22 protein-coding genes are annotated in these 26,057 nt (G+C 68.4%); 15 read left to right on the forward strand and 7 right to left on the reverse strand.

The features are described from left to right. Positions 1 to 8: 8 nt before the first annotated feature. The 11 genes from hpnJ to FHP25_RS17700 all read left to right on the forward strand — a co-directional run bounded on the left by hpnJ (position 9) and on the right by FHP25_RS17700 (position 12,670). The gene (gene hpnJ, locus FHP25_RS17650; RefSeq protein WP_147848265.1) at positions 9 to 1,436 is read left to right on the forward strand and encodes a hopanoid biosynthesis associated radical SAM protein HpnJ; all 1,428 of its coding nucleotides are present in this window, start codon (positions 9 to 11) and stop codon (positions 1,434 to 1,436) included. 136 nt (positions 1,437 to 1,572) lie between these two features. After that, complete coding sequence (gene hpnK / locus FHP25_RS17655) at positions 1,573 to 2,409, forward strand: hopanoid biosynthesis-associated protein HpnK (protein WP_147848266.1); 837 nt, start codon at positions 1,573 to 1,575, stop codon at positions 2,407 to 2,409. Positions 2,410 to 2,808: 399 nt separating this feature from the next. Beyond that, entirely contained in the window at positions 2,809 to 3,711 is a 903-nt protein-coding gene (locus tag FHP25_RS17660) for a ferritin-like domain-containing protein (protein WP_147848267.1), read from the forward strand. Next, positions 3,708 to 4,730 carry a lysylphosphatidylglycerol synthase domain-containing protein gene (locus FHP25_RS17665; protein WP_147848268.1) on the forward strand — a complete coding sequence of 341 codons (1,023 nt, stop codon included), beginning with the start codon at positions 3,708 to 3,710 and terminating at the stop codon, positions 4,728 to 4,730. The genes FHP25_RS17660 and FHP25_RS17665 overlap by 4 nt, the downstream gene beginning before the upstream one ends. Next, entirely contained in the window at positions 4,730 to 5,725 is a 996-nt protein-coding gene (hpnA, locus tag FHP25_RS17670; protein WP_147848269.1) for a hopanoid-associated sugar epimerase, read from the forward strand. The genes FHP25_RS17665 and hpnA overlap by 1 nt, the downstream gene beginning before the upstream one ends. Beyond that, the gene (locus tag FHP25_RS17675; RefSeq protein ID WP_147848270.1) at positions 5,722 to 6,867 is read left to right on the forward strand and encodes a glycosyltransferase; all 1,146 of its coding nucleotides are present in this window, start codon (positions 5,722 to 5,724) and stop codon (positions 6,865 to 6,867) included. The genes hpnA and FHP25_RS17675 overlap by 4 nt, the downstream gene beginning before the upstream one ends. Then, complete coding sequence (hpnC, locus tag FHP25_RS17680; protein WP_147848271.1) at positions 6,864 to 7,745, forward strand: squalene synthase HpnC; 882 nt, start codon at positions 6,864 to 6,866, stop codon at positions 7,743 to 7,745. Before FHP25_RS17675 ends, hpnC begins: the two co-directional genes overlap by 4 nt. Next, positions 7,742 to 8,605, forward strand: a complete 864-nt coding sequence (gene hpnD / locus FHP25_RS17685; protein ID WP_147848272.1) for a presqualene diphosphate synthase HpnD — start codon at positions 7,742 to 7,744, stop codon at positions 8,603 to 8,605. Before hpnC ends, hpnD begins: the two co-directional genes overlap by 4 nt. Then, positions 8,602 to 9,849: a hydroxysqualene dehydroxylase HpnE gene (hpnE, locus tag FHP25_RS17690; RefSeq protein ID WP_147848273.1), complete on the forward strand. Its 1,248-nt coding sequence runs from the start codon at positions 8,602 to 8,604 to the stop codon at positions 9,847 to 9,849. The genes hpnD and hpnE overlap by 4 nt, the downstream gene beginning before the upstream one ends. Positions 9,850 to 9,870: 21 nt before the next feature. After that, complete coding sequence (shc, locus tag FHP25_RS17695) at positions 9,871 to 11,817, forward strand: squalene--hopene cyclase (protein ID WP_178133597.1); 1,947 nt, start codon at positions 9,871 to 9,873, stop codon at positions 11,815 to 11,817. A gap of 190 nt (positions 11,818 to 12,007) precedes the next feature. Further along, on the forward strand, positions 12,008 to 12,670 hold the full coding sequence (locus FHP25_RS17700; protein ID WP_147848275.1) for a phosphorylase family protein: 663 nt from the start codon (positions 12,008 to 12,010) through the stop codon (positions 12,668 to 12,670). Here FHP25_RS17700 and hpnH read toward each other — a convergent pair. Next, positions 12,626 to 13,762 carry an adenosyl-hopene transferase HpnH gene (hpnH, locus tag FHP25_RS17705; RefSeq protein WP_147848276.1) on the reverse strand — a complete coding sequence of 379 codons (1,137 nt, stop codon included), beginning with the start codon at positions 13,760 to 13,762 and terminating at the stop codon, positions 12,626 to 12,628. The genes FHP25_RS17700 and hpnH overlap by 45 nt on opposite strands. A gap of 42 nt (positions 13,763 to 13,804) precedes the next feature. Then, positions 13,805 to 14,731: a 4-hydroxy-3-methylbut-2-enyl diphosphate reductase gene (ispH, locus tag FHP25_RS17710; RefSeq protein WP_147848277.1), complete on the reverse strand. Its 927-nt coding sequence runs from the start codon at positions 14,729 to 14,731 to the stop codon at positions 13,805 to 13,807. Positions 14,732 to 14,979: 248 nt separating this feature from the next. On the opposite strand from ispH, the gene FHP25_RS17715 reads away from it, so the two are divergent. Together FHP25_RS17715 and FHP25_RS17720 are read left to right on the forward strand one after the other, a co-directional pair. Beyond that, complete coding sequence (locus FHP25_RS17715) at positions 14,980 to 15,921, forward strand: polyprenyl synthetase family protein (RefSeq protein ID WP_231712367.1); 942 nt, start codon at positions 14,980 to 14,982, stop codon at positions 15,919 to 15,921. A gap of 29 nt (positions 15,922 to 15,950) precedes the next feature. Further along, on the forward strand, positions 15,951 to 16,598 hold the full coding sequence (locus tag FHP25_RS17720) for an ABC transporter substrate-binding protein (RefSeq protein ID WP_147848279.1): 648 nt from the start codon (positions 15,951 to 15,953) through the stop codon (positions 16,596 to 16,598). A 25-nt stretch (positions 16,599 to 16,623) separates the two neighbouring features. Here the strand turns inward: FHP25_RS17720 and FHP25_RS17725 are convergent, their stop codons facing one another. Further along, the gene (locus tag FHP25_RS17725) at positions 16,624 to 19,278 is read right to left on the reverse strand and encodes an MMPL family transporter (RefSeq protein ID WP_231712368.1); all 2,655 of its coding nucleotides are present in this window, start codon (positions 19,276 to 19,278) and stop codon (positions 16,624 to 16,626) included. 74 nt (positions 19,279 to 19,352) lie between these two features. On the opposite strand from FHP25_RS17725, the gene aat reads away from it, so the two are divergent. Further along, positions 19,353 to 20,006 (forward strand): leucyl/phenylalanyl-tRNA--protein transferase, encoded by a 654-nt coding sequence (gene aat, locus FHP25_RS17730; protein WP_147848281.1) that lies wholly within the window; start codon positions 19,353 to 19,355, stop codon positions 20,004 to 20,006. Here aat and FHP25_RS41885 read toward each other — a convergent pair. The 4 genes from FHP25_RS41885 to FHP25_RS17750 all read right to left on the reverse strand — a co-directional run bounded on the left by FHP25_RS41885 (position 19,940) and on the right by FHP25_RS17750 (position 21,644). Then, entirely contained in the window at positions 19,940 to 20,473 is a 534-nt protein-coding gene (locus FHP25_RS41885; RefSeq protein ID WP_231712369.1) for a DUF2155 domain-containing protein, read from the reverse strand. The genes aat and FHP25_RS41885 overlap by 67 nt on opposite strands. Continuing rightward, positions 20,470 to 20,694, reverse strand: a complete 225-nt coding sequence (locus tag FHP25_RS17740; protein WP_178133598.1) for a hypothetical protein — start codon at positions 20,692 to 20,694, stop codon at positions 20,470 to 20,472. The genes FHP25_RS41885 and FHP25_RS17740 overlap by 4 nt, the downstream gene beginning before the upstream one ends. After that, a complete protein-coding gene (gene mlaD, locus FHP25_RS17745) occupies positions 20,694 to 21,179 on the reverse strand; it encodes an outer membrane lipid asymmetry maintenance protein MlaD (RefSeq protein ID WP_147848282.1) in 486 nt (161 codons plus the stop codon). The genes FHP25_RS17740 and mlaD overlap by 1 nt, the downstream gene beginning before the upstream one ends. A 108-nt stretch (positions 21,180 to 21,287) precedes the next feature. After that, complete coding sequence (locus FHP25_RS17750) at positions 21,288 to 21,644, reverse strand: NADH:ubiquinone oxidoreductase subunit NDUFA12 (RefSeq protein ID WP_147848283.1); 357 nt, start codon at positions 21,642 to 21,644, stop codon at positions 21,288 to 21,290. 314 nt (positions 21,645 to 21,958) lie between these two features. On the opposite strand from FHP25_RS17750, the gene FHP25_RS17755 reads away from it, so the two are divergent. Then, positions 21,959 to 25,663 (forward strand): vitamin B12-dependent ribonucleotide reductase, encoded by a 3,705-nt coding sequence (locus FHP25_RS17755; protein WP_147848284.1) that lies wholly within the window; start codon positions 21,959 to 21,961, stop codon positions 25,661 to 25,663. Positions 25,664 to 26,057 lie beyond the last annotated feature (394 nt).

The raw sequence follows: 26,057 nt of genomic DNA on the forward strand, positions 1-26,057 counted from the left end.
GAGCTGGCATGCGGACCCTCTTTCTTCAGGCTCCCTCCTTCGATGGCTTCGACGGCGGCGCCGGCTCACGCTACCAGGCGCGGCGTGAGGTCAAATCGTTCTGGTACCCGGTGTGGCTGGCCCAGCCGGCGGCGCTGGTCGAGAACTCCAAGCTGATCGACGCACCCTCACACGGCACGACGCTGGACGAGGTCCTGGCCCAGGTGAAGGATTTCGACCACGTCGTGATCCACACCTCGGCGCCCTCGTTCTCGTCCGACGCGAAGGTCGCCGCGGCCCTGAAGGCCAAGAAGCCCGACCTGCTGATCGGCATGATCGGCGCCAGGGTGGCGGTCAATCCGGAAGGATCGCTGCGCGACGGCGCGCAGATCGACTACGTCGCACGCAACGAGTTCGACTACACGATCAAGGACGTCGCTGACGGCATCCCGCTGAAGGACATCTCCGGCATCAGCTATCGCAACGACCAGGGCGTGATCGTGCACAATGCCGAGCGCGCCATGATCGAGGACATGGACGCACTGCCGTTTGTGACGCCGGTCTACAAGCGCGACCTGGAGATCGAGAAATACTACAACGGCTACCTGCGCCACCCCTACCTGTCGCTGCACACCGGCCGCGGCTGCAAGTCGCGTTGCACCTTCTGCCTGTGGCCGCAGACCATCGGCGGGCACCGCTACCGCACACGCAGCATCGAGCGCGTGATGGAAGAGATCCGCTATGCGCGCGAGGCTCTGCCGCAGGTGAAGGAGTTCTTCTTCGACGACGACACCTTCACCGACAACGCGCCGCGCACCGAAGCCATCGCACGCGAGATGGGCAAGCTGGGCCTGACCTGGTCGTGCAACGCCAAGGCCAACGTCTCGCGCAAGACGCTCGAGATCATGAAGGACAACGGCCTGCGCCTGCTGCTGGTGGGCTACGAGTCCGGCAACCAGCAGATCCTGCACAACGTCAAGAAGGGCATGCGCGTGGATGTGGCCGAGCGGTTCACCCGGGACTGCCATGAGCTCGGCATCCTGATCCACGGCACCTTCATCCTCGGCCTGCCGGGCGAGAGCACCGACACGATCAAGGAAACCATCGAGTTCGCCAAGCGCGCCAACCCGCATACCATCCAGGTGTCGCTGGCGGCGCCCTATCCCGGCACCTTCCTGCACAAGCAGGCGACGGAGAACGGCTGGCTGGATGCGGCCAACGCCGAGCTGGTGGACGAGCACGGCATCCAGATCGCGCCGCTGCACTATCCGCATCTGTCGCACAAGCAGATGTTCGATTCGGTCGAGCACTTCTACCGGCAGTTCTACTTCCGCCCCAGCAAGATCGCCTCGATCGTGGGCGAGATGATGCGCTCGACCGATGCCATGAAGCGACGGCTGCGCGAGGGTGTGGAGTTCTTCCAGTTCCTGCGCGAGCGCCGCAACCAGGTGGTTTAATTCCCTCCCCCACGCGTGCGTGGGGGAGGTGGCCGAAGGCCGGAGGGGGAGCCAGCGTGGTGTTTCTCATTGAGAGACCACGCGCTCTCCCCTCCGCCCCTTCGGGGCACCTCCCCAAATTCGTTGGGGAGGAAAGATGAAAAATCTCATCATCACCGCCGACGATTACGGCGCCGCGCGTGAGGTCAACGACGCCGTCGAGCACGCCCACCGCCATGGTATCCTGACAGCAGCGAGCCTGATGGTCGCCGCACCGGCGGCCGCCGACGCGGTGGCTCGTGCCAAGGCGATCCCCAGCTTGCGCGTCGGGTTGCATCTGGTGCTGGTCGAAGGCCGGCCGGTCTTGCCGCCCGCCTCGATCCCGGATCTGGTCGATGCCACAGGACATTTCCGCACCGACATGGCGCGCGCCGGCGCCGCCATGTTCTTCCGGCCCACGGTGCGCCGTCAGCTCGCGGCCGAGATCGCGGCGCAGTTCGAGGCCTTCCGCGCCACGGGGCTGCCGCTCGATCACGTCAACACCCACAAGCATTTCCATCTTCACCCGACCATCTCCGGCGCGATCCGGAAGATCGGCCGGGCGCATGGTATGCGGGCGATCCGTGTCCCGCTCGAGCCGCGTGCCGTCCTGGCCGCGGCCGAGCCGCATGGCCGCGCACCGCCGGCCTACGTCACCGCGCCGTGGGCCCGGTTGTCGCGCCATCGGCTGCGCTGCGCCGGCCTGCTGGTCCCGGATGCGGTCTTCGGGCTGGCCTGGTCCGGCGCCATGACGGCGCCGAGAGTACGCGGCCTGATCACCTGCCTGCCCGATGGTTTGTCCGAGATCTATCTCCATCCGGCGACGAGCGGCGGCTTTGCAGGCGCCGCGCCCGGCTACCGCTACCGGGACGAGCTGGCGGCACTCACCGCCCCGGACGTCCTGGCCGCGGCCAGTGATCCGAATATCCGCCTGGGCGGCTTCGCCGACTTTTGAGCCGGCGTCCGGCGAAATTTTGTTGCCTTTTCAAGAAGAGTATCGTATGTTCCTCGTTTGTTCCATTTTCACCCACGGGCACGACGGCAATTCACCCACCTTCACTGTCATCCCGAGCGCCAGCGAGGGATCTCCTGCGAATGGCGCATCGTGCGTCTTTCGCGGGAGATCCCTCGCTGGCGCTCGGGATGACAGTCCTATTTTCGGGACGCAAGACTGGATGTGTGGCCCGTATCCACAAAGCAAGGAGAGGAAATTGCCCGGATGAAACCGACTTTCTGTCGTTGTTGTCGTTGTTGTCACGCGTTTGGAAATGCGTCAGCGAGCGGGATGGCCTCGCGGGACGGTGTGGACTATGAGTGACGCCGCCGCGGCGGTCGCGAGGTGTTGAGAGAAGGCATGAACGGGACCTTGACCTTTCCGGAGCTCCCCCTGGACGCCGGCGCTCCCGTGACGCCGGGCCCGATCCGCCTCGGCAGCGAGCAGCATAAGAACCTCTTCTGCCGCACGCTGCTGTCGACCTTCAATCCCTACAAGCCGGCCGTGATCGACTGGCCGGCGCTGGCGCCCGACGCGCAGGAGCGCCTTACCGGCCTGCCGATCTGGGACATCGCGGTGCAGACGGAAGGCCGGGCCGGCCTTCACGTGGCCACCTATGCGGAACGCATCGCCGATCCTTTGTTGAAGCGCGCCATTGAGCTCAATGCCTTCGAGGAACGCCGCCACAAGCACGTGCTGCACAACATGGTCGAGGCCTACGGCATCAAGCTGGCGCCGGAGCCCCAGTACATCGTCCCCAAGGATCCGGAATGGTCCTTCATGGTGACGGGCTACAGCGAGTGCATCGACAGCTTCTTCGCGTTTGGCCTGTTCGAGACGGCAAAACGCTCGGGCTTCTTCCCGCCGGAGCTGGTCGACACATTCGAGCCCGTGATGCGTGAGGAAGGACGTCATATCCTCTTCTTCGTGAACTGGGTGGCGTGGCATCGCCGCAACATGCCGTTGTGGCGGCGGCCCTGGTTCGCGATCAAGGTTGCCGCCGTCTGGGCGTTCCTCGTCTGGGAGCGGATCGGCATCGCCCGCGATGTCGGCGGCGCGCCGCAGGACAACAACTTCACGGTCACCGGCACCAAGGAGCTTGGCGTCGACATCTCCGTTCCCGAGCTGATGGATATCTGCCTGGCCGAGAACGACCGCCGGTTGGGGATCTACGACGCGCGCCTGCTGCGGCCCCGGTTCGTTCCGCGCGTGGTGCGTCTGGCGCGCCGCTTCATGCGCGCACCCAGGCGCGCGCCGGCGTGAGCGCGCCAGACGCCAAACGTTCCGTGAAGCTCGGTGTGGTCCTGGCCGCGCTCGCGGGCGTACTGGGCGCCGGCTACCTGATCTTCATGGTGGGCTTCGGCGCCGTGGCGGACGCGGTGCTGTCCGTCGGCTGGGATGGCTTCGCGTTGCTCCTGCTCTACGGCGCGGCCAACTTCGTGCTGCTCGGCATTGCCTGGCTGCTGGTGGTGCCGCCGTACAGCTGGCGCAACGCCGTCACGTTCTGCTGGGGTCGCGCGGTGCGCGACTCGGCCGGTGACATCCTGCCCTTCTCGCAGTTCGGCGGCATGGTGATCGGGGCACGCGCGACCATTCTCCGGGGCATCCCGCAAGGCCTCGCCTTTGCGTCGATGATCGTCGACACCACGGTCGAGATGATCGCCCAGATCGGCATCGTCATTCTGGGCCTCGTCATCCTCACGCTCCACCTGCCCGGGGCGACATCACGCATACCCATGGTGCAGGTCACGATCATCGGCATCCTCGTCGCGATCCTGGCGGCCGGCGCGTTCGTCGTCGTGCAACGGCGTGGGTTTGCATTCCTCGAGAGAATCGCCGAGCGCCTTCTGCCCTCGGCCGCCGCGCCTGCCGCCGCGATAAACCGTTCCATCAACGCCATCCACGCAGCGCCGTGGCGCATGGCAGCCGCCTGTGTGGTTCATCTGCTGGGGTGGCTGTTCAGCGCCTTCGGCACCTGGCTGGCGCTGACACTGATCCAGGCGCCGATCAGCTTCGGCGAGGCCATCGTGATCGAAAGCCTGCTGTGCGCGGCACGCAGCGCGGCCGTGTTCGTGCCGGCCGCCCTCGGCGTTCAGGAAGCTGGCTACGCCTTGATGATGCCCTTGTTCGGGCTGGCGCCGGAGGTCGGGATCGCCATCTCCCTGCTCAAGCGGGCGCGGGAGATCACGCTGGGCGTGCCGGTGCTGCTGAGCTGGCAGATCGCCGAGGGCGGCCACGCCGTTGCGGCCCGGTCGGCGCACCCGCCGGCAGGCAGCGAGTGATGGCCGCCGACCTCGCCCTCGTGACCGGCGCGTCGGGCTTTGTCGGCTCGGCGGTGGCGCGCAGGCTGGCAACGCGCGGGCTGGCCGTACGGGTGCTGGTGCGTCCGACCAGCCCGCGCGGCAACATCGCCGATCTCGGGTACGACATCGCCGATGGCGACATGCGTGATGCTACCTCGGTCGCCGCGGCGATGCGCGGCGTGCGCTACGTCTTCCATGTCGCCGCCGACTACCGGCTGTGGGCACGCGATCCGGACGAGATCGTGCGCAACAATCGCGACGGCACGCGCATCGTGATGGCGGCGGCGCGCGCCGCCGGCGTCGAACGCATCGTCTACACCAGCAGCGTCGCGACGCTGAAGCCGCGCAGCGACGGGCGCGATGCCGACGAGGACGACCGGGCCGACGAGCGCACCGCCATCGGCGCCTACAAGAAGAGCAAGGTCGTGGCCGAACGCCTGGTCGAGGCGATGGCGGCGGAGGGCCTGCCGGTGGTGCTGGTCAGCCCGTCGACCCCCATCGGCCCGCGCGATATCCGGCCGACGCCGACCGGACGCATCATCGTCGAGGCGGCCGGGGGACGCATGCCGGCCTATGTCGACACCGGCTTGAACCTCGTGCATGTCGACGATGTCGCTGACGGCCATCTGCTGGCGCTGGAAAAAGGCCGCATCGGCGCGACCTACATCCTGGGCGGCCAGAACGTGACGTTGAAGCAGATGCTGGCCGACATCGCCGCCTTGGCGGGACGCAAGCCGCCGCGCGTGCGCCTGCCGCGCGGGCCGATCTATCCGCTGGCCTATGCCGCCGAGGCGGTGGCCCGCATCACGGGCAAGGAGCCCTTCGTCACCGTCGACGCGCTCGACATGTCCCGCCATCTGATGTTCTTCAGCTCGAGCCGGGCAGCGCGCGAGCTGGGCTACGGCGCGCGTCCATACGCCGAGGCGCTCGAGGACGCGCTGCGCTGGTTCCGGCAGGCCGGATACGTCCGATGATCTGGGCCGTGCTCCTCGGTTTCCTGCCGCTTGCCATCTGGCTCTGGCTGCTGGTCGGCCAGGGCCTGTACTGGCTCACGCGCGAGCGTGACGACCAGCCGCTGCCGCCGCAAGACCCGTCGTCATGGCCCACGGTCATCGCCGTCGTGCCGGCACGCAACGAAGCCGATGTGATCCGCCGGTCGATCGGCAGCCTGCTGGCGCAGGACTACCCCGGTCCCTTCCGGGTCGTGCTGGTCGACGACGAAAGCGACGACGGCACTGCCGCCGCCGCGGCGGCGCTGACGGGCGCCGACAGGCTGGCCGTGATGCACGCCGGCAAGCGCCCGCCCGGCTGGACCGGCAAGCTGTGGGCGGTCTCGCAAGGGGTCGAGCGGGCGGCGGCCGACCGGCCCGACTATCTCTGGCTCACCGATGCCGATATCGCCCATGCGCCCGAGACCCTGCGGCATCTGGTGGCGCGTGCCGAAGCCGGCCGGCTGGTGCTGGTCTCGCTGATGGCCAAGCTGCACTGCGCGACCTGGGCCGAACGCTTCTTCATCCCGGCCTTCGTCTACTTCTTCAAGATGCTCTACCCCTTCGCCTGGGTGAACCATCCGCGTGCCCGCACGGCCGCTGCCGCCGGCGGCTGCATGCTGGTGCGGCGCGAGGCGCTGGAGGCCGCCGGCGGCATCGACCGGATCCGCGGCGCCATCATCGATGATTGCGCGCTGGGCCGCGCGCTGAAGATGCAAGGCCCGGTCTGGCTGGGCCTCACCCACCGTTCGGTCTCCATCCGCCCCTATGCCGGCGTGAACGAGATCCGCCGCATGGTGGCGCGCTCCGCCTACGCGCAGCTCGGCTATTCGCCGTGGCTGCTGGCGGGCACCCTGCTGGGGCTGGCCCTGATGTTCCTGGCGCCGCCGGCCTGGACCGTGCTGGCGCCGGACATGAGCTGGATCGCAGCCGCCCTGGCCTGGGGTCTGATGGCGATAAGCCTCGTGCCGATGCTGCGGTTCTATGGCCGCTCGCCGCTTTGGGGGCTTGCGCTGCCCGCGATCGGTCTGCTTTACGCCTCCTTCACACTCGACTCGGCGGTCCAGCACTGGCGAGGCCGCGGCGGGATGTGGAAAGGTCGGGCCCAGGCCATGAGGCAGGCATGACGGAGGCGCAGACGCTGCAGTCGGGAAAGGGGCATCGGGACGAGAACTTCCCGGTGGCTTCGGTCCTGATTCGCCCGCGCCATCGGCCGGTGATCCTGGCCTTCTACCGCTTCGCGCGCGCTGCCGACGACATTGCCGATCACGCCACGGCACCCGCGGACGAGAAGCTGCGGCTGCTCGATCAGTTCCGCGCCAGCCTGGCCGGCAGCGAGGACAGCGCCGCGCCCGCGGTGGCGCTGCGCACGGCGCTGGCGGCGGGCAACCTCACGCCGCAGCACGGCCTGGACCTGCTGGAAGCCTTCCGCCGCGACGTCACGGTGCAGCGCTACCAGGATTGGGACGCGCTGATGGACTATTGCCGCTACTCGGCGATGCCGGTCGGCCGCTTCGTGCTCGACGTGCATGGCGAGGACAAGGCCACCTGGGCGACGAGCGACGCGCTCTGCGCCGCGCTGCAGGTGATCAACCACCTGCAGGACTGCCGGAAGGACCACGTCAATCTCGATCGCGTCTACATCCCGCTGGACACGATGTGGGCAGCCGGGATCGGCCCGGAAGCGCTGATGGCGCAGGCGGCATCTCCGGCGCTGCGTCAGGTCATCACCAGCCTGGCGCGGCGCACGCAGGCGATGCTGGCGCAGGCGCGGCCGCTGGCGGGACAGGTCCGCGATTCGCGGCTGGCGCTCGAGATCTCGGTGATCCAGCGCCTTGCCGAGGATCTGACGTCGATGCTCATGCACCGCGATCCGCTGTCGCAACGCGTGCACCACACCAAGGGTGCCCTCGTGCCGCTGCTGCTGGGCGCGACGGCGCGCTTCATCGGCACGCGCCTCGGCCGCCGGCGGACGCCGCCGCCTCTTGCCGCCGGACAACGATGACCGCCGCCAGCCTCCCTGCCACCGAGCTGGCGCCCGAGATCCGTGCCGTCCAGGAACGTGCGGCGGGCAGCTCGTTCTATCTGGCGATGCGGCTGATGCCCAAGCCCGAGCGCGAGGCGATGTTTGCGATCTACGCCTACTGCCGCGCCGTGGACGACATCGCCGACGACGGAGTCGGCCTGCCGGCCGAGCGCCAGGCGGCGCTCGATCGCTGGCGCGACGATCTCGATGCGCTGTACGGCGGCGGCACGCCTGAGCTGACGGCATTCCTCGTCGGCACCGTCCGGCGCTACGGGCTGCGCCAGCAGGATTTCCTGGCCGTGATCGACGGCATGGAGATGGACATCACAGGCCAGAGCTGCGGGCCTGATCTTGCGACGCTGGACCTCTATTGCGATCGCGTCGCGAGCGCCGTGGGGCGGCTGTCGATCAAGGTGTTCGGGATGGCCGAAGGACCGGGATTCGACCTCGCCCATCACCTGGGCCGCGCCCTGCAGCTCACCAACATCCTGCGCGATCTCGACGAGGACGCCGGTCTCGGTCGCCTCTACCTGCCGGACGAGCACCTGAACGAAGCCGGCATGCGCACGCGCGATCCCACCGCGGTGATCGCCGATCCTGCCGTCGACGTCGCGTGCCGCAAGGTCGCGGCGCTGGCCCACGAGCACTACCGCGCCGCGGATCGCATCATGCTGAAGCGCCCTGCCGGCCGCATCAGGACCCCGCGCCTGATGAGCGCCGTGTACGGCGCGATCCTGCGCGAGACCGAGAAGAAGGGCTGGGCCCCGCCGCGCCAACGCGTCAGCCTCGGCAAGGCGCGGCTGCTCGCCATCGTGCTGTCGAGCGGATTGCTTGGATGACGCAAGGCACGGTCTACGTCATCGGCGCCGGGCTGGCAGGTCTCGCTGCGGCGGTCGCCGCCGCGACAGGTGGCGCGCGCGTCGTGCTGATGGAAAGCGCCGAGCAGGCCGGCGGCCGCTGCCGCTCGTACCGGGACGCCGCGCTGGGCCACGTGATCGACAACGGCAACCATCTGGTGCTGTCCGGCAACCATGCGACCCAGGCGTATCTGCGCACCATCGGCGCCGCCGACAGGCTGGCCGGCCCGGATCGCGCGCGCTTTGCGTTCATCGACATGCGCGACGGGGCACGCTGGACCATTGCCCCCAATGACGGCCGCCTGCCGTGGTGGGTGCTCGCCAGGTCGCGCCGTGTGCCGGGAAGCACGCTGGGCGAATATCTCGCGCTCACCAGGCTGCGCGCGCCGCCGCGCGGCAGCCGGATCGCCGACGTGATCGCCTGCAGCGGCCCGTTCTGGGACAAGCTGCTGCGCCCCTTCCTGCTGGCCGCGCTCAATACCGAGCCGGAAACCGCCTCGGCCGAGCTGGCGGCGTCGGTGATCCGCGAAACCCTGTTGCTGGGCGGCCGCGCCTGCCGGCCGCGCATCGCCACCCCCAGCCTCGATGCGGCCTTCATCGCGCCGGCGCTGGCCTATCTCGAGGCGCGCGGCGCGTCGGTGCGGTTCGGGCAGCGCTTGCGCGGCGTCGGCCTGGCGAATGGCCGCGCCACAACCCTCGATTTCGTGGGCGGGCCCGTGGCGCTGGCCGCGGCCGATCGCGTGGTGCTGGCGACGCCGCCCTGGGTGACGCACGACCTGCTGCCCGACATTGCGGTGCCCGATGATTTCCGCGCCATCGTCAATGCGCATTTCTCGATCGCGCCTCCAGCCGGTGTCGCGCCGATGACCGGTGTGATCGGCGGCACGGCGGAATGGGTCTTCGCCTTCCACGACCGGCTCTCGGTGACCGTCAGCTGCGCGGACCGGCTGGTCGACTGCGGCCGCGAGGCGCTGGCGAAGCGCTTGTGGCACGACGTTGCGACGGTGTGCGGCCTTGGACCGACGCTGCCGCCGTGGCAGATCGTCAAGGAGCGCCGGGCGACCTTTGCCGCCACGCCGGCACAGGCCGCCCGGCGCGCGGCTGCAAGAACCGCCTGGGCCAACCTTGTCCTGGCGGGCGACTGGACCGACACCGGCCTGCCCGCCACGATCGAGGGCGCCGTGCGGTCCGGCCAGCAGGCGGCGGCGTTGGTGCTTCGGGCTTAGCGGGATGGATCGATAGCAATCATGGATCAGATTTCGGCCTTGGACCCGACGAGCGTCGAGGACGTGATCGGCAAGGCGACCGCAGCGCTTCTGGGCCAGGCCAGGGACGATGGCCACTGGGTCTTCGAGCTCGAGGCCGATGCGACGATCCCGGCCGAGTACATCCTGCTGGTGCACTACCTGGGCGAGACGCCGAACCTGGAGCTGGAACGCAAGATCGGCACCTACCTGCGCCGCATCCAGGGCAGCCATGGCGGCTGGCCGCTGTTCCATGACGGCGCCTTCAATCTCAGCGCCACGGTGAAGGCCTATTTCGCGCTGAAGATGATCGGCGACGCACCCGACGCGCCGCACATGGCGCGTGCGCGCCAGGCGATCCTGGCGCAGGGCGGCGCCGACAAGGCCAATGTCTTCACCCGCATCCAGCTCGCCCTTTACGGCGAGAGCGCGTGGCGCGACACGCCGACGGTTCCGGCCGAGCTGATCCTGCTGCCGCGCTGGTTTCCGATCCATCTTTTCAAGATGTCGTATTGGGCGCGCACGGTGATCGTGCCGCTGCTGGTGCTGCAGGCGCTGCAGCCCCTGGCGCGCAACCCGCGCAACATCCATGTGCCGGAGCTGTTCGTGCCGCACGGCGCGCATGCCGCCAACCGCGCGCCGCACCAGAGCCGTGGCTGGTCGGCGTTCTTCGGCGGCCTCGACCGTGTGCTGAAGCTGGCTGGCTCGTTGTGGCCCAAGGGCCTGCGCCGGCGCGCGATCGAGCGCTGCCGGGCGTTCGTGACCGAGCGGCTGAACGGCGAGGACGGACTGGGCGCGATCTATCCGGCGATGGCCAACAGCGTGATGATGTTCGATGCGCTGGGCTACCCCGAGACGCATCCCGACCGGGCCATCGCGCGGCTATCGGTCGAGAAGCTGCTGGTGATCAAGGACGACGAGGCCTACTGCCAGCCCTGCGTCTCGCCGGTGTGGGACACGGCGCTGATGTGCCACGCCCTGATGGAGGTGCGCAGCGAGGCCGCGGATACTGCGGCCATGCGCGGCCTGGAATGGCTGAAGACGCGCCAGGTGCTCGACGTCAAGGGCGACTGGGCCGAGGAGCGCCCGGACGTGCGTCCCGGCGGCTGGGCCTTCCAGTACAACAACGCACACTATCCCGACCTCGACGACACCGCCGTCGTGGTCATGGCGCTCGATCGCGCACGCGCCACCGTCGCGCCGGGCGCCGACCACGCGCTGGCGATCGACCGCGGCAGCGAATGGGTGGTCGGCCTGCAAAGCCGCAACGGCGGCTGGGGCGCCTTCGACGCCGACAACACCTACCACTATCTCAACAACATCCCCTTCGCCGATCACGGCGCCCTGCTCGACCCGCCGACCGAGGACGTCACCGGGCGCTGCATCGGCATGCTGGCGCAGCTGGGGGAGAAGCCGGACAGCCCGCGCATCAAGGCGGCCGTCGACTACCTGGCACGCGTGCAGCTGAAGGACGGCAGCTGGTTCGGACGCTGGGGCGTGAACTACATCTACGGCACGTGGTCGGCGCTGGCCGGGCTGAACGCCGTCCAGGTCGATCCGCGATCCGACATGATGCGGCGCGCCGTCGACTGGCTGGTCGCGATCCAGAACGCCGATGGCGGCTGGGGCGAGGATTGCGACAGCTACAGGCTCGACTACCGCGGCTACCAGCCCGCCCCGTCAACGGCATCGCAGACGGCCTGGGCGCTGCTGGGCCTGATGGCGGCCAGCGAGGTCGACCATCCCGCCGTGGCGCGCGGCATCGCCTACCTGAAGGCGACACAGGAGGATGACGGCCTGTGGGGCCAGGAGCACTACACTGGCGGCGGCTTCCCGCGCGTCTTCTACCTGCGCTACCATGGCTATCCCAAGTTCTTCCCGCTATGGGCGGTGGCCCGCTACCGCAACCTCAAGGCCGGCAACTCCCGCCGCGTCGCGTACGGGCTATGATTCCTTCCCCCCGCGAAGGCGGCAGGGCATTCGCATATGCCCCTACCGTCATCCCGAGCGTAGCGAGGGATCTCCCGCGAATTGCGCACCGTGCGCCTTGCCGCAGGAGATCCCTCGCTGGCGCTCGGGATGACAGCGAGGTCATATGCGAATGCCCTGGCGAAGGCGGGGAGAAGGATGAGATCACCTGATGCTCATCATCGTCACCGGCATGCAGCGCGAAGCGCGGATCGTGGGCCGTGACGGCGAGGTGCTGGTCGCCGGCGGCGACAATGCCGGCCTGGCCGCGCGCATCGATGCCGCGGCGCGGCGCGGCGGGCGCGCCGTCATCAGCATCGGCATCGGCGGCGGCCTGCAACCGGGCCTGGCGGTGGGCCAGGCCGTCATCGCCACAGAAATCGTGTCGCGCCGCGCGCGGCGAGAAGCCGACAGGCGCTGGCGCGACGCGATCGCCGCCCGGCTCCCGGAGGCGGTCACGGATGCCATCGCCGGCAGCGACCGGATCGTCGCCGCGCCGGCAGCGAAGGCAGCGCTGCGACGCGATTCAGGCGCCGTGCTGGTCGATATGGAATCACACCTCGCGGCGCAGGCCGCCGCGGCTTGCGGCCTGCCCTTCGCAGCGCTGCGGGTGGTCTCCGATGATGCGGCGCATGCGTTGCCACCGGCCGCGCTGGTCGCGATCGGGCCGAACGGCCGCGTCAAAATCGGCGCGGTGCTGCGATCGCTCGCTGCGCGGCCGGGCCAGATCCCCGGATTGATACGCACGGCGCGCGACAGCGCACACGCCATGGCAAGCCTGCGGCGGTGCTCAGCCCTTCTGGGCGGCGGCCTTGCTTGTCCGTATCTCGGTTAGCTTCTGCTGCACGTGGCGCGAGAAGCCGAACTCCGCCGGCCGCTGGTTGTGCAGCGGGATGTCGGGCGCCATCGGCCCGTCGGTCTTCACGCCCCGCATGGCGACCGGCAGCATCTTCCAGGGACGCTTGACGGAATCGGCGACGGCCGTGCCCTCGAAGCCGCAATGGACCATGCAGTTGGCGCACTTCTCATAGTTGCCGACGCCGTACTTCTCCCACTCGGTGTCTTCCATCAGCTCCTTGAAAGTCTTGGCGTAGCCTTCGCCGAGCAGGTAGCAGGGCTTCTGCCAGCCGAACACGCAGCGCAGCGGCATGCTCCAGGGCGAGCACTCATAGGTCTGGTTGCCGGCCAGGAAGTCCAGGAACAGCTCGGACTGGGTGAACTTCCACTTCTTGCCGCCGTTGCCGCGGCTCAGGATGTCGCGGAACAGCCGCCGCGTGCGCTCGCGATCGAGGAAGTGCTGCTGGTCGGGCGCCCGCTCGTAGGCGTAGCCCGGCGACACCGTGATGCCGTCCAGGCCCATGGCCATCATCTCGTCGAAGAAGGCCGCTACCCGCGCCGGCTCGGCGTCATTGAACAGCGTGCAGTTGATCTGGGTGCGGAAGCCCTTGGCCTTGGCCAGCTTGATCGCGGCGACGGCCACGTCGTAGGTGCCGGCGTGGCACACCGACTTGTCGTGCATCGCCTGGTCACCGTCGAGGTGGATCGACCAGGTGAAGTTGGGGTTCGGCGTGTAGTCGTCGATCTTCTTGGCCAGCAGCAGCGCGTTGGTGCACAGGATCACCAGCTTGTTGCGCTCGACAAAACCCTTCACGATCTGGGGCATCTCACGATGCAGCAGCGGCTCGCCGCCGGCGATCGACACGGCCGGCGCGCCGCATTCGTCGATCGCTTCCATGCACTGCTCGTAGCTGAGGCGCTGGTTCAGGATCTCATCGGGGTAGTCGATCTTGCCGCAGCCGGCGCAGGCCAGATTGCAGCGGAACAGCGGCTCCAGCATCAGGACCAGCGGGTAGCGCTTGCGGCCCGTGATGTGCTGCTTGACGACATAGGCCCCGACGCGCGCGGCCTGCCTGAAGGGAATGGTCACTCTGCTCTCCGTTCCGACTGGCCGGATGGCGGCAGGGCCGGATCAGGTCCTGAGTTCCGGTGGCAAGCGGAACGTGATGTTTTCCTTCTTGCCGTTCATTTCGCTGATTTCAAGGCTGCCGTCGATGCGGCGCAGTGCCTCGATCACCTCCAGGACAAGCTGTTCGGGCGCCGAAGCGCCCGCCGTCAGCCCGATCACGTCCTTGCCCGCCAGCCAGGCGGGGTCGAGCTCGCTGGCGTCCGCGATCAGGTAGCTGGGCACGCCGCTTTCGTGGCCGATCTCGCGCAGCCGGTTCGAGTTGGAGCTGTTGCGGGCGCCGACCACCAGGACCACGTCCGCGATCTTGCACAGCTCGCGCACCGCGGTCTGACGGTTCTGCGTGGCATAGCAGATGTCGGACGTGTCCGGTCCGACCACGTCCCGGAACTTGCGGCACAAAGCCGCAATAATCGAACGGGTATCGTCGATGCTGAGCGTGGTCTGGGTCACATAGGCGACGGGCCTGTCCTCGGGGATGTCCAGGGCCTGCACGTCGGCTTCGGACGACACGAGATGGGTCGGTCCCCCCACCTGGCCCATGGTGCCCTCGACCTCGGGATGGCCGGCATGGCCGATCAGGACCAGGGTCCGCCCCTGGCCGACATAGCGCTTGCCCTGCGTGTGCACCTTGGTGACCAGCGGGCAGGTGGCGTCGAGCACCGGCAGCGCGCGCTTGGCGGCCTCGTCGACCACCGACTGGGCAACGCCATGGGCGCTGAAGACCGTCACCGCGCCGTCAGGAATCTCGTCGAGGCTTTCGACGAAGCGCGCCCCCTTGCCTTTCAGCGCTTCAACCACATGTCGATTGTGGACGATCTCGTGCCGCACATAGACCGGAGCACCGAAGCGATCCAACGCCTTTTCAACAATTTCGATCGCGCGGACCACGCCCGCGCAGAATCCGCGAGGCTGTGCAAGCACGACGCGCATTTCTGGCTCCGGTTAATGGCATTGTGTGCTGTTGGGTCGAGCGCCGGGAAGATCGCCCGCCGAAAGGCACTGTCAACAAGCTCTTGATGTCCTGCAACTGCTTTCTGTCACATTCTGGCCCCAGAGCCCCTATAGCTGGATACGTAGGCCATTGCACGACTTGGTTGCGCGGTATACTGGCGGGACCGGCGTCGACGCTGGCAACATGATGGCCATCGTCGAGCGCGGCGGCTAGGAGACAGCGTCGGATGGATACATCAGCGGGCCAGGTGCCTGAGAAGGCTGGCTCAACCCCCAGCATGGCCCCGGATTTCCGGGCGGCCCTGGTCGCGGCGGCCGATGCCGTCGACACAGCACTGGAGCGCGTGCTGCCGAAGCCTGGGGGCGCGCATGCGCGCGTGCACGAAGCCATGCGCTATGCGGTCTTCGCCGGCGGCAAGCGGCTGCGGCCGTTCCTGGTCCTGCAGAGCGCCAGCCTGTTCGCGGTCGAGCCCGAGCAGGCCGTGCGCGCCGCAGCGGCGATCGAGGCCCTGCACACCTACTCGCTCGTGCATGACGATCTGCCGTGCATGGACGACGACGACCTGCGCCGCGGCCGCCCGACCACGCACCGGGCCTTCGATGAGGCCACGGCCGTGCTGGCGGGTGACGCCCTGCTGACCGTGGCCTTCGAGATCCTGGCCGACGATGCGACCCATGACCAGGCGGCGGTCCGTTGCCGCCTGGTGCGCGAGCTCGCCACGGCCGCCGGCAGCAACGGGATGGTCGGCGGCCAGATGATCGACATGCTGGCGCCCGACAAGACGTTTGGCGCCGACGACGTCATGAACCTGCAGCGGCTGAAGACCGGCGCCCTGTTCGAATTCTGCTGCGTGGCCGGCGCGATCCTGGGCCAGGCCGGCGCCGAGCACGAGGCTCGGCTGCGCGACTACGCGCGCGACATCGGCCTCACCTTCCAGATCACCGACGACCTGCTCGACGTTCTTGGCTCGGCGGAGAAGACCGGCAAGGCCGTGGGCAAGGACCAGGATCAAGGCAAGGCGACCCTGGTCTCCCTCTGGGGCGTCGACGCCGCGCGCGGCAAGGCCGAGACACTGGCCCGGCGCGCCGCCCAGACGCTGGCCCCCTATGGTCCGGCCGCTGCCGCGCTCCAGGCGCTGCCGGCGTTTCTGCTGGACCGTGATTCCTGATCCTACATGATGATGCTTCCGGAGCTGCCATGAGAACCCGCCTGTTCCTGGCCTGCCTGCTTACGCTGCCGCTGGCGGGCGGCATCGACGCCCTGGCGCAGGGGACGCGTGCGCCCCAGCCATCGGCGTCAGCGACGCTCGCCCCCGAGGCCCAGCCGATCCGGGCATTTTACGATGCGCTGCTGGACTCGATGAAGCGCGCCCGCGAGCTGGGCGTCATGGGCCGCTACAAGAGGCTCGAGCCGGCGATCGATGCCGCCTTCAACTTCCCGATGATGACCCAGGCCATGGTGGGCCCGGCCTGGGCCAGCATGTCGGCGACCGACCAGACGGCGCTGATCAGCCGTGTGCGACGCATGACCATCGCCGGCTACGCCCAGAATTTCGACGGCTACAGCGGCGAGAACTTCGTCGTGAGCCCGGCCACGCAGCAACGCGACGGCGACCAGATCGTGACCACCAACATGACCTTGCCCGGCAAGGAGGACGTGGCCTTCCTCTACCGCATGCACAACAGCGGCGGCAGCTGGAAGATTGTCGATGTCTTCCTCGACGGCTATGTCAGCCAGGTGGCGTTCCGCCGTTCCGATTTCGCCTCGACGCTGCGCAGCGGCGGCGCGGCGGCGCTCAACCAGAAGCTCGACGCGCTGACCGACAAGATGCTGGCGACGCCGTAAGCCGCGGCTCGCCCTTCTCGCCCGGTCATCCGCCGGGCACGGCGCCGGCACGCCCGCGCGCGACATTGAGCAGCGCCGGCAGCACGACCAGCATGGCCGCCAGGATCCAGAACAGCGACACCAGCAGGATCACGCCCATGCTCGCCGTGCCGGGATGGCTGGAGAACGACAGCGTGCCGAAAGCCGCCGCCGTGGTCCCGGCGCTCGTGATCACGGCGCGCGTCAGCGGCGACCGCAGCAATTTGCGCTGGCCGTTGCGCCAGGCCATCACGAAGTAGATATCGAAAGCGACGCCGACGCCGAACAGGAGCGGCAGCGCGATGATGTTGGCGAGGTTGAGCGCAATGCCCAGCAGCACGCAGCTCGCCAGCGTCAGGATCCCGGCGAGCAGCAGCGGCGCCAGCGCCACCAGCACATCGCCGACCCGGCGCAGGGCCACGCCCAGGATCACGGCGATCAGCACCAGCGAAAGCGCGCCGGCCTTCAGGAAGGCCGACACGATCACCTTGCCCGACTCCTCGATGATGATCGGCGTGCCGGTGGCATCGGGCGCCACAAGCAGCACGGCGCTGGTGAAGCGGTTGAGCGCCTCGTTGCCCAGCGTGTCGCCGGATGGAAACACCTGAAGGCGATAGAGCCCCCCGGCGGCGATCCAGTCGCGCTTGAAGTCGGGCGGCAGCGTATCGAGGGTGATCGGCTCGGGATGCAGCGCCGCACGCAGCTGGTCCAGCATCGTCTTCAGGCTGGGCAGGAAGGCCTTCTCGGCGCTGGTCCAGTCTGCCGGCCCGGCCGTCGCCAACCGCTCCAGCAGCGCCGCCAGGCGGCGCGCCTGCGCCGCCTGGTCGGCCGTCCCGCTGCCGGCAGCGTCCTTCAGCGCCGTCGCGGTCGCCTCGAAGCTGCTGGCGATGTCGTCACGGGTCGGCGGCCGCGGCCGCACGAGCGGATTGAACACCGTCTCGAGCAGGCCCGCGGCATCGGCCAGCAGCGCCAGCTTCTCCTTCTGCTGGTCGGGCACGAAGGTGTCGATTGTCAGCACATGCGCGACCTCGGGCAGCTTCGATAGCCGATCGGCCAGCTCCTTTGCTGCTGCGTGCGAAGGCCGCAGCACGTTCACGAAGTTGGGTGACGTCTGCGGATTCTGCATCAGGTCGAGCGCCGTCGCCACCGCCTCGGAATGGCGGCTGCGCAGGTTCAACGGATTGGAATCGAAGCGCAGCAGCGGCATCAGCGCCAGGCATGCCAGCCCCAGGGCCGTCGCCACGCCCAGCACCCATCGGGCCCGGCGCGCCAGCGCCTGGTCGAGCGGCGCCAGGCGACGGAAGCCGGGCTCCTCGGCCTCGCCGCGCGGCCGCAGCAGCGCCAGCAGCGCCGGCAGCGCCGTGATGCTGAGCACGTAGGTCACGATCATGCCCGAGCCGGCGATCATGCCGAGCTGGGCCAGGCCGGCATAGTCGGTCGGCAGGAACGAGTAGAAGGCTGCCGCGACGGCAAGCGCCGCCAGGGTCAGGCCGCCGCCGATCCCCGCGCCGGCCTGGACAAGCGCGGCGCGCAGCTCGTCGCGGCGATGGCGCTCGGCGCGATAGCGCACGCAGACCTGGATCCCGAAGTCGACGCCCAGCCCCACGAAGAGCACGATGAAGGCCACCGAGATCACGTTGAAGGCGCCGTAGATCGCAAGCCCCAGCGCGCTCGTCGCCACAAGGCCGATGATCAGCGTGACGAGGATCGCCACGATCATCCGCACCGACCGCACGGCGAGCCACAGCATGGCCAGCACGGCCACGATCATGAATGTGGCCAGCAGTCCGCCGTTCTCCGCGATGGTGGCGAATTCCTCGTCCGCCATCGGCACGGGCCCGGTCAGGCGCACATGCACGCCGGCCTGCGGCGTCAGGCCGAGCTTCTCGGCCGCAGCGCGGATGGCGGCGCTCGCCGCCTCGCCCGGCATCAGGGCGTCGTAGTCGAGCCGGGGCTGGATTTCGATGAAGCGGCGCGTCGGCGGCGGCCCCGCCTGCGGCTCGCCGATCAGTGCGGTCCAGCTGAAATAGGCCGGCTTGCCGTCGACCACGGCCTGGAACGTGTCGGCGAAAGCTTTGATCGGGGCATCCAGCTCCTGCAGCTGGATCTGGCCATGCTCGACCCCTTCCAGCATGGTCGCCAGCGCGGTCATGATGCCGCGCAGGCTGGGGTCGGCCGCCAGCACGCCGAGCAGCGGCTGCGCCTCGATCAGCTGCTCGGTGGTCTTCTGCACATCGGCCAGGGGCAGCAGCAGCAGGCCGTGACGCTCCAGGAAGGGCCCGCCATCCGGCCGGCGGACACTGGTGAACAGCGTGCGGTTCTCGGCAAGCGCCGCGGCCAGCAGGCGGGCGGCCTCGTCGGCCCGCTCGGCCGTGACGCCATCCACCACCACCGCGATCAGGTTGTTCTGGTGCGGAAACGCCGCGTCGTAGCGCAGGACCTCCTGGCGCCACGGTGCCTGCGGTGAAACCAGGTTCTCGCTGTTGGTGTCCATCCGGAAATGGGCGGCGGTGTAGGCTGCGCCGCCCGCGCCCAGGACCAGGGCCAGGATCATGACGATCCACGCATGACGGCAGCAGACGCGGACAACGACCAGGACCAGGGAGGCGAGCATGAAGGTGCCGTCGGCAGTGGGGCGATGACGGGACAGCAGAAACCGCACGTTGCATCGGCCCGTCAACCCGTTCGTTGCGCCGCGCCATTGCGCCGCGCGACGCGACGCGTCACCATGGCCGCATGTCCCGCCTGACACCCGACATGCTCCTGCGCGCCTACTGCACGGGCATCTTCCCAATGGGCGAGACGCGCGAGGATCCGACCCTGTACTGGGTCGATCCCGACGAGCGGGCGATCATCGAGCTGGACCGCTTCCACCTGCCCCATCGCCTGGCGCGCACGGTGCGCAACGGCCCGTTCCAGGTGAGCTGCGACGTCGATTTCCGCGGCGTGATCGAGGCCTGCGCCGCGCCGCGCCCGCGGCAGCGCCAGAGCTGGATCAACCAGCCGATCGTCGAGCTCTACACGGCGCTGTTCGAGCGCGGCTTCGCGCATTCGGTGGAATGCCGGATCGACGACGAGCTGGTCGGCGGCCTCTACGGCGTGTCGATCAACGGCGCCTTCTTCGGCGAAAGCATGTTCAGCCGGGTTCGCGATGCCAGCAAGATCGCGCTGGTCCACCTCGTGGCCCGTCTGGTCAAGGGCGGCTTCCGGCTGCTGGACTGCCAGTTCATGACCGACCATCTGCGCCAGTTCGGCACGATCGAGATCGGCCGCGCCGAGTACCGCGCCCGGCTTGCCGCAGCCCTGGCGGCGCCGGCGACCTTCTACCTGGAGCTGGACGGCGCCGAGGCCTGCGCGACATTGGCGCAGGCCACCACCCATACGTCGTAGACCGAGCTGTCGAGCGCCGACAGCCCCGGTGATGACGCGAACATCCAGCCGCTGAACAATGTCTCCGCGCTCTGGCCCGGCTTGTTGTCGACGATGGTGAGGAACGCGGCGGCCTCGGCCGGCGCCTCGGGCACGTTGACCAGGCACTCCGAGACGCTGATGCGCAGCGTGCCGAACGCGAGCGTGTCACCGATGGCGACCGGGAACCGGCTTGTGCGGGTCGTGACCTTGTCCAGCCCCTGCAGCATCACGCCGCGGCGCTCGCCGGCCGGCGCGGCCGGTGATGGCTGCAGCGGCTTGAACGGCGCCGGCGGCATCTGCAGCACAGGCCCCGGGGCCGGTGGCGGCGGTTGTGGCTGCGGCTGGGATGGTTGCGGTTGCTGCGCCATGGATGGCGCAAGGCCGCCTGCAAGCAGCAGGCTCGCCAGGATGCAGCGGAAGGTGAAGATGCCGACGCGGGATGTCACTTGCGGTCTGAGTACGGAGCCTCGATCGACTCAATCAACTCGCGAAATACGGCGCGAATTTGGTCGGGATCGCAGCCCATCAGCACGGCGTCCTCGTAGGCGTCGGCGCAAAGCTGGCGGATCTCCTCGAGGTTCTGGTTCAGCACCTTGATCTTCTCGAGGCACGAGACCGGCTTGCCGTCCGGCTGCTTCCACACCGGGATGGGCGACGGGCCGGCCACTACTTCTTCTCCCCGGAGTCGCCGCCGGCGCTGCTGGGCGCGCCGCTGGTGCCGCCCGGCTGGATGAAGCGCGACAGCAGGTCGGTGAAGGGAATGGCGCCTTGCGTCTTGGTGATCATGGCACCTGCCGCCAGGTACTGCTCGTTGCCGCCGGGCTCCAGCGTAACGCCGGTGCCGCCCAGCAGCGACTCGCTGATGACCTTGGCGAAGGTATCGGTGGTCAGCTTGATGTCGTTGCGGATCGACATGCGCACGACAGCGTAATAGTCCTTGTCGAGCTCCATGCCGGTGACGGAGCCGATCTTGATGCCGGCCATGGTGACATCGGCGCCGCGCTTGAGGCCGTCGACGCGCGGGAAGCGGGCCGAGATCTCATAGCCCTTGGGCGCCGTCGCTTCGGTGGCGGTGAAGGCGTACACCCCGAAGGCGATCGCCACGCACAGCACGATGGCTCCGATGACGGTTTCGACGATATTGCGCCCCACGGCCTGCTCCGCGCTGCATCAGATACGAATGTTACAACGGCCGCAGCGCCCAGGCGACGCCACGTTGCGCTGTCCGATAGATAGGCAGTGGGCGGCTGCCGGCAAACCCTATTCCGGCTTCCAAGCCTCGTAGTCGCCCGTGGCCTTGGAACGACGCCCCTCGATCAGCGATCCCGGTGGACGGTAGGCGAGCGGCGTGCCCGACAGATTCTCCTGGTGCTCGCGCTGCCAGGGACGTCGCGTCGGCAGGCCTTCCGGCGGCGGCGGCTGGTCGGTGATGTGATGCAGCCAGCCGTGCCAATCCGGCGGCACGCGCGAGGCCTCGACCTCGCCGCGATAAATTACCCACCGCTTTTGACGCCGGCCGTTCACCGCCTTGCGCTCGCGATAGTACCGATTGCCTTCGGAATCGGTGCCGACGAGCTCGCCGTTGAACCACGTGAACAGCCGGGTACCGATCGTCATCGCATCATGCTCTCATGCCGCGCCGCGCAAGGCGGCATCGATAAAACGGTGCCGCGCTTGTAGCGTCGCGCATGCACGCTGGCAACGCGCAAACCGCACGCGCATCGCTGTCGCATCCATCACCATCGTTTATGCGTGGCGCTTTCGAAGGAGTGTTGCCAATCTGCATCATGTAGTGTCGCCTGTGAGTTCTTTCACAAAATATTGTTGCGCTCTCAAGATTTTGTAATCTATCATCCTCTGGTGTCTAGATGTGCCCGCGCGATTGGGATGCGCCGTGGTTCTAGGCATGTCTCGGGGGTCGAGCATCGATCATGCGTATCCAGCGTCGCTATACCCAGGAAGGAGAATCGCCTTACGCGCGATTGGCCTTCCGGTCGGCTACGTCGGAGATCCGCAATCCTGATGGCTCGATCATCTTCCGTCAGGCCGGCATCGACGTGCCCAGCGACTGGTCGCAGGTTGCATGCGATGTGCTGGCGCAAAAGTATTTCCGTCGCGCCGGTGTGCCGGCCGCGCTGCGGGCCGTGCGCGAGGACAACGTGCCGTCCTGGTTGTGGCGGCACGAGCCCGATACGGCAGCGCTGGCGTCGCTGGCCGCCGACAGCCGCTTCGGCGGCGAGACCGATGCGCGGCAGGTCTTCCATCGCCTCGCCGGCACGTGGACATATTGGGGCTGGAAGGCGGGCTACTTCGACACCGAGCAGGACGCTCGCGTCTTCTACGACGAGATCTGCTTCATGCTGGCGTCGCAGATGGCGGCGCCCAACTCGCCACAATGGTTCAACACCGGCCTGCACTGGGCTTACGGCATCGATGGCCCGAGCCAGGGCCATCACTATGTCGACTATCGCACCGGCCACCTGAGCCGCAGCGAATCGGCCTACGCCCGGCCGCAGCCGCATGCCTGCTTCATCCAGAGCGTCGCCGACGACCTGGTGGGCGACGGCGGCATCATGGATCTCTGGGTGCGCGAGACCCGGCTCTTCAAGTACGGCTCGGGCACAGGCAGCAATTTCTCGCGTATCCGTGCCAGCGGCGAGAAGCTCTCGGGCGGCGGCAAGTCGTCGGGCCTGATGAGCTTCCTCAAGATCGGTGACCGCGCGGCGGGCGCCATCAAGTCTGGCGGCACGACGCGCCGCGCGGCCAAGATGGTGGTGGTCGACGTCGATCATCCTGACGTCGAGGCGTTCATCGACTGGAAGGTGGTCGAGGAGCAGAAGGTTGCCGCCCTGGTGACCGGCTCGCGCCTGGCCAACCGGCACCTCAACGCCATCATGCGCGCCTGCACCGAGGGCGCGGCCGATGATGCCGCCTTCGATCCGACGCGAAACACGGCGCTGCGGCGCGAGATCGTCGCCGCGCGCAAGGCGATGATCCCCGAGAACTACATCCAGCGGGTCGTCGCCTTCGCCCGTCAAGGCTATCGCCACATCGAGTTCCCGGTCTACGACACCGACTGGGAATCGGACGCCTACGCCACCGTGTCGGGCCAGAACGCCAACAACTCGGTGCGCGTGACCGACGCCTTCCTGCGCGCCGTCGCCGAGGATCGCGACTGGGATCTGGTCTGGCGCATGTCGGGCGGTGTCGCCCGCACCGTCAGGGCGCGCGACCTGTGGGACCGCATCGGCTACGCCGCGTGGGCCTGCGCCGATCCCGGCGTGCAGTTCGACACGACGATCAACGACTGGCACACCTGCCCGGAGTCGGGGCGCATCAACGCCTCGAACCCGTGCTCCGAGTACATGTTCCTCGACGACACGGCCTGCAACCTGGCGTCGCTGAACCTGATGCGCTTCCGCCGCGCCGATGCCACGTTCGACGTGCCGGGCTTCGAGCACGCCTGCCGGCTGTGGACCATCGTGCTCGAGATCTCGGTGCTGATGGCGCAGTACCCGGCGCCCAAGATCGCGCAGCTCAGCCACGAGTACCGCACGCTGGGCCTGGGCTACGCCAATCTCGGCGCGCTGCTGATGTCGGACGGCCTCGGCTATGACAGCGACGAAGGCCGCGCCACCTGTGCCGCCATCACCGCCATCATGACCGGTGTCGCCTATGCGACCTCGGCCGAGATGGCCAGGGAGCTCGGCGCCTTCCCCGGCTTCCAGCCCAACCGCGCCGCGATGCTGCGCGTGATCCGCAATCATCGCCGCACCGCGCATGGCCAGGCGTCGACCTACGAGCAGCTGTCGACCCTGCCCGTGCCGCTGGATGCCGCGCGGTGCTCCGACCGGCGCCTTGTCGAGGCGGCGATGCAGGCCTGGGATCGCGCGCTGACGCTGGGCGAGCAGCACGGCTTCCGCAACGCTCAGGTCTCGGTGATCGCTCCCACCGGCACCATCGGCCTGGTGATGGATTGCGACACCACCGGCATCGAGCCCGACTTTGCGCTGGTGAAGTTCAAGAAGCTGGCGGGCGGCGGCTATTTCCGCATCGTCAACCAGTCGGTGCCGGCGGCGCTGGCGCGCCTGGGCTACGACGCAGCGGCGATCGCCGGCATCGTGTCGTACGCCGTCGGGCATGGCACGCTGGCCGGCGCGCCCGCCATCAATGCCGAAGCGCTGCGCGCCAAGGGCTTCGACGATGCGACGCTGGCCAAGCTCGACAAGGCGGTAGCCGACGCGTTCGACATCCGCTTCGCCTTCAATCGCTGGATCCTGGGCGACGATTTCTGCCGCGATCGGCTGGGCCTCACGGAGGCGCAGCTCGCCGACCAGAAGCTGGACGTGCTGGCCCATCTCGGCTTCACGCGCAGCCAGATCGACATCGCCAACACCTACGCCTGCGGCGCCATGACGTTGGAAGGCGCGCCGGGACTGAAGCCCGAGCACCTGCCGGTGTTCGACTGCGCCACGCCCTGCGGCCGCGACGGCAAGCGCCACCTGTCGACCGACGCGCATATCCGGATGATGGCCGCCGCGCAGCCCTTCATCAGCGGCGCCATCTCCAAGACCATCAACATGCCCAATGGGGCCACGGTCGAGGATTGCAGCCGCGCCTACGAGCTGTCGTGGAAGCTCGGCCTCAAGGCGACGGCGCTCTACCGCGATGGCTCCAAGCTGTCGCAACCGCTGGCCGCCATGGCCCTACCCGACGCGGCAGCCGACGACGCCGATGAGCCGCTGGCGGCCAAGCCGCCGACGCAGCAGGCCGGCATCATCGCCGAACGCATCGTCGAGCGGATCATCGAGCGCGAGGTGGCGGGCCGCCGCCAGCGCATGCCGCAACGCCGCAAGGGCTACACCCAGAAGGCGATCGTCGGCGGCCACAAGGTCTACCTGCGCACCGGCGAGTACGTCGATGGCCGGCTGGGCGAGGTGTTCATCGACATGCACAAGGAAGGCGCCGCCTTCCGCAGCCTGATGAACAATTTCGCGATCGCGATCTCGATCGGACTGCAGTACGGCGTGCCCCTGGAGGAGTTCGTCGAGGCCTACACCTTCACCCGCTTCGAGCCCTCCGGCCCGGTCGAAGGCAACGACGCCATCAAGATGGCGACCTCGGTGATCGACTACATCTTCCGCGAGCTGGCGGTGTCATATCTCGGCCGCACCGATCTGGCGCATGTCGAGCCCGCTGACCTGCGGGCCGACGCCGTCGGCGGCGGCATCGCACAGGGCGCGCTCGGTGAGGCGCCGGTGCCGGCGGTGAGCCCGCTGGCCAGCGTCGGCTTCGTGCGCAGCAATCTTTACGTGCTCAACGGGCGCGGTTCCGGCCAGCAGGCCGGCGCCGACAGTGCCGCCATCGGCAGCGCGACGACGGTCGCGGCTGTGGCGATGCCGCCCTCAGGACTGATGGACGACCAGACCGTCGCCCTTGCCGCCTCCGGCGGCGGGGCGGTCGTCCTCAGCGCCGCGACGGCCCACGCCGTCCCCGACAGGCTCGAGCGGGTCCGCGAGGCCAGGCTCAAGGGCTTCGAGGGTGACGCGTGTACCGAATGCGGCAACTTCACCCTCGTCCGCAACGGAACGTGCCTGAAATGCACGACCTGTGGTTCGACGAGCGGCTGTAGTTGAACGCGACCGCGTGGCTACCCGCGCGGCGAATGAAGTAGGCGTAGTGGCGTAGTTTGCCAAGCGTCAAACCGGGGTCCGGCGGTCAGGATCCCACGTGAAACTAAGGAGACTCATCATGGCTGCGAAGAAGAAAGCCGCCAAGAAGGCCCCGGCGAAGAAGAAGGCCGCGAAGAAGAAGAAGTAGGGCCTTTCCTGGGCTACTTGAGATTGGCCCCTCGAACTGATGCCAATCCGGCTTCCGGTCCGGCGTTTTGCGCCGGATCGGAAGCGACCTCTCCAACGACGGATCGGTGCGCGGCGCGTCGATTGGCGTAGAGCGCATCTCCCTGAGCCGGCGACCGTGGGGCCCCGACGCCCCCCTTCCCCATCCCAACGCCGGCCGCGGCAACATCTC

The sequence above is a fragment of the Vineibacter terrae genome (assembly GCF_008039615.1).
GTDB lineage: Bacteria > Pseudomonadota > Alphaproteobacteria > Reyranellales > Reyranellaceae > Vineibacter > Vineibacter terrae.

What these genes read in the sequence shown, in the direction of transcription:
- hpnJ (WP_147848265.1), top strand. Translation starts at nt 9, where the DNA reads ATGCGGACCCTCTTTCTTCAGGCTCCCTCCTTCGATGGCTTCGACGGC.
- hpnK (WP_147848266.1), top strand. Translation starts at nt 1,573, where the DNA reads ATGAAAAATCTCATCATCACCGCCGACGATTACGGCGCCGCGCGTGAG.
- FHP25_RS17660 (WP_147848267.1), top strand. Translation starts at nt 2,809, where the DNA reads ATGAACGGGACCTTGACCTTTCCGGAGCTCCCCCTGGACGCCGGCGCT.
- hpnA (WP_147848269.1), top strand. Translation starts at nt 4,730, where the DNA reads ATGGCCGCCGACCTCGCCCTCGTGACCGGCGCGTCGGGCTTTGTCGGC.
- FHP25_RS17675 (WP_147848270.1), top strand. Translation starts at nt 5,722, where the DNA reads ATGATCTGGGCCGTGCTCCTCGGTTTCCTGCCGCTTGCCATCTGGCTC.
- hpnC (WP_147848271.1), top strand. Translation starts at nt 6,864, where the DNA reads ATGACGGAGGCGCAGACGCTGCAGTCGGGAAAGGGGCATCGGGACGAG.
- hpnD (WP_147848272.1), top strand. Translation starts at nt 7,742, where the DNA reads ATGACCGCCGCCAGCCTCCCTGCCACCGAGCTGGCGCCCGAGATCCGT.
- hpnE (WP_147848273.1), top strand. Translation starts at nt 8,602, where the DNA reads ATGACGCAAGGCACGGTCTACGTCATCGGCGCCGGGCTGGCAGGTCTC.
- shc (WP_178133597.1), top strand. Translation starts at nt 9,871, where the DNA reads ATGGATCAGATTTCGGCCTTGGACCCGACGAGCGTCGAGGACGTGATC.
- FHP25_RS17700 (WP_147848275.1), top strand. Translation starts at nt 12,008, where the DNA reads ATGCTCATCATCGTCACCGGCATGCAGCGCGAAGCGCGGATCGTGGGC.
- ispH (WP_147848277.1), bottom strand. Translation starts at nt 14,731, where the DNA reads ATGCGCGTCGTGCTTGCACAGCCTCGCGGATTCTGCGCGGGCGTGGTC.
- FHP25_RS17715 (WP_231712367.1), top strand. Translation starts at nt 14,980, where the DNA reads ATGGATACATCAGCGGGCCAGGTGCCTGAGAAGGCTGGCTCAACCCCC.
- FHP25_RS17720 (WP_147848279.1), top strand. Translation starts at nt 15,951, where the DNA reads ATGAGAACCCGCCTGTTCCTGGCCTGCCTGCTTACGCTGCCGCTGGCG.
- aat (WP_147848281.1), top strand. Translation starts at nt 19,353, where the DNA reads ATGTCCCGCCTGACACCCGACATGCTCCTGCGCGCCTACTGCACGGGC.
- FHP25_RS17750 (WP_147848283.1), bottom strand. Translation starts at nt 21,644, where the DNA reads ATGACGATCGGTACCCGGCTGTTCACGTGGTTCAACGGCGAGCTCGTC.
- FHP25_RS17755 (WP_147848284.1), top strand. Translation starts at nt 21,959, where the DNA reads ATGCGTATCCAGCGTCGCTATACCCAGGAAGGAGAATCGCCTTACGCG.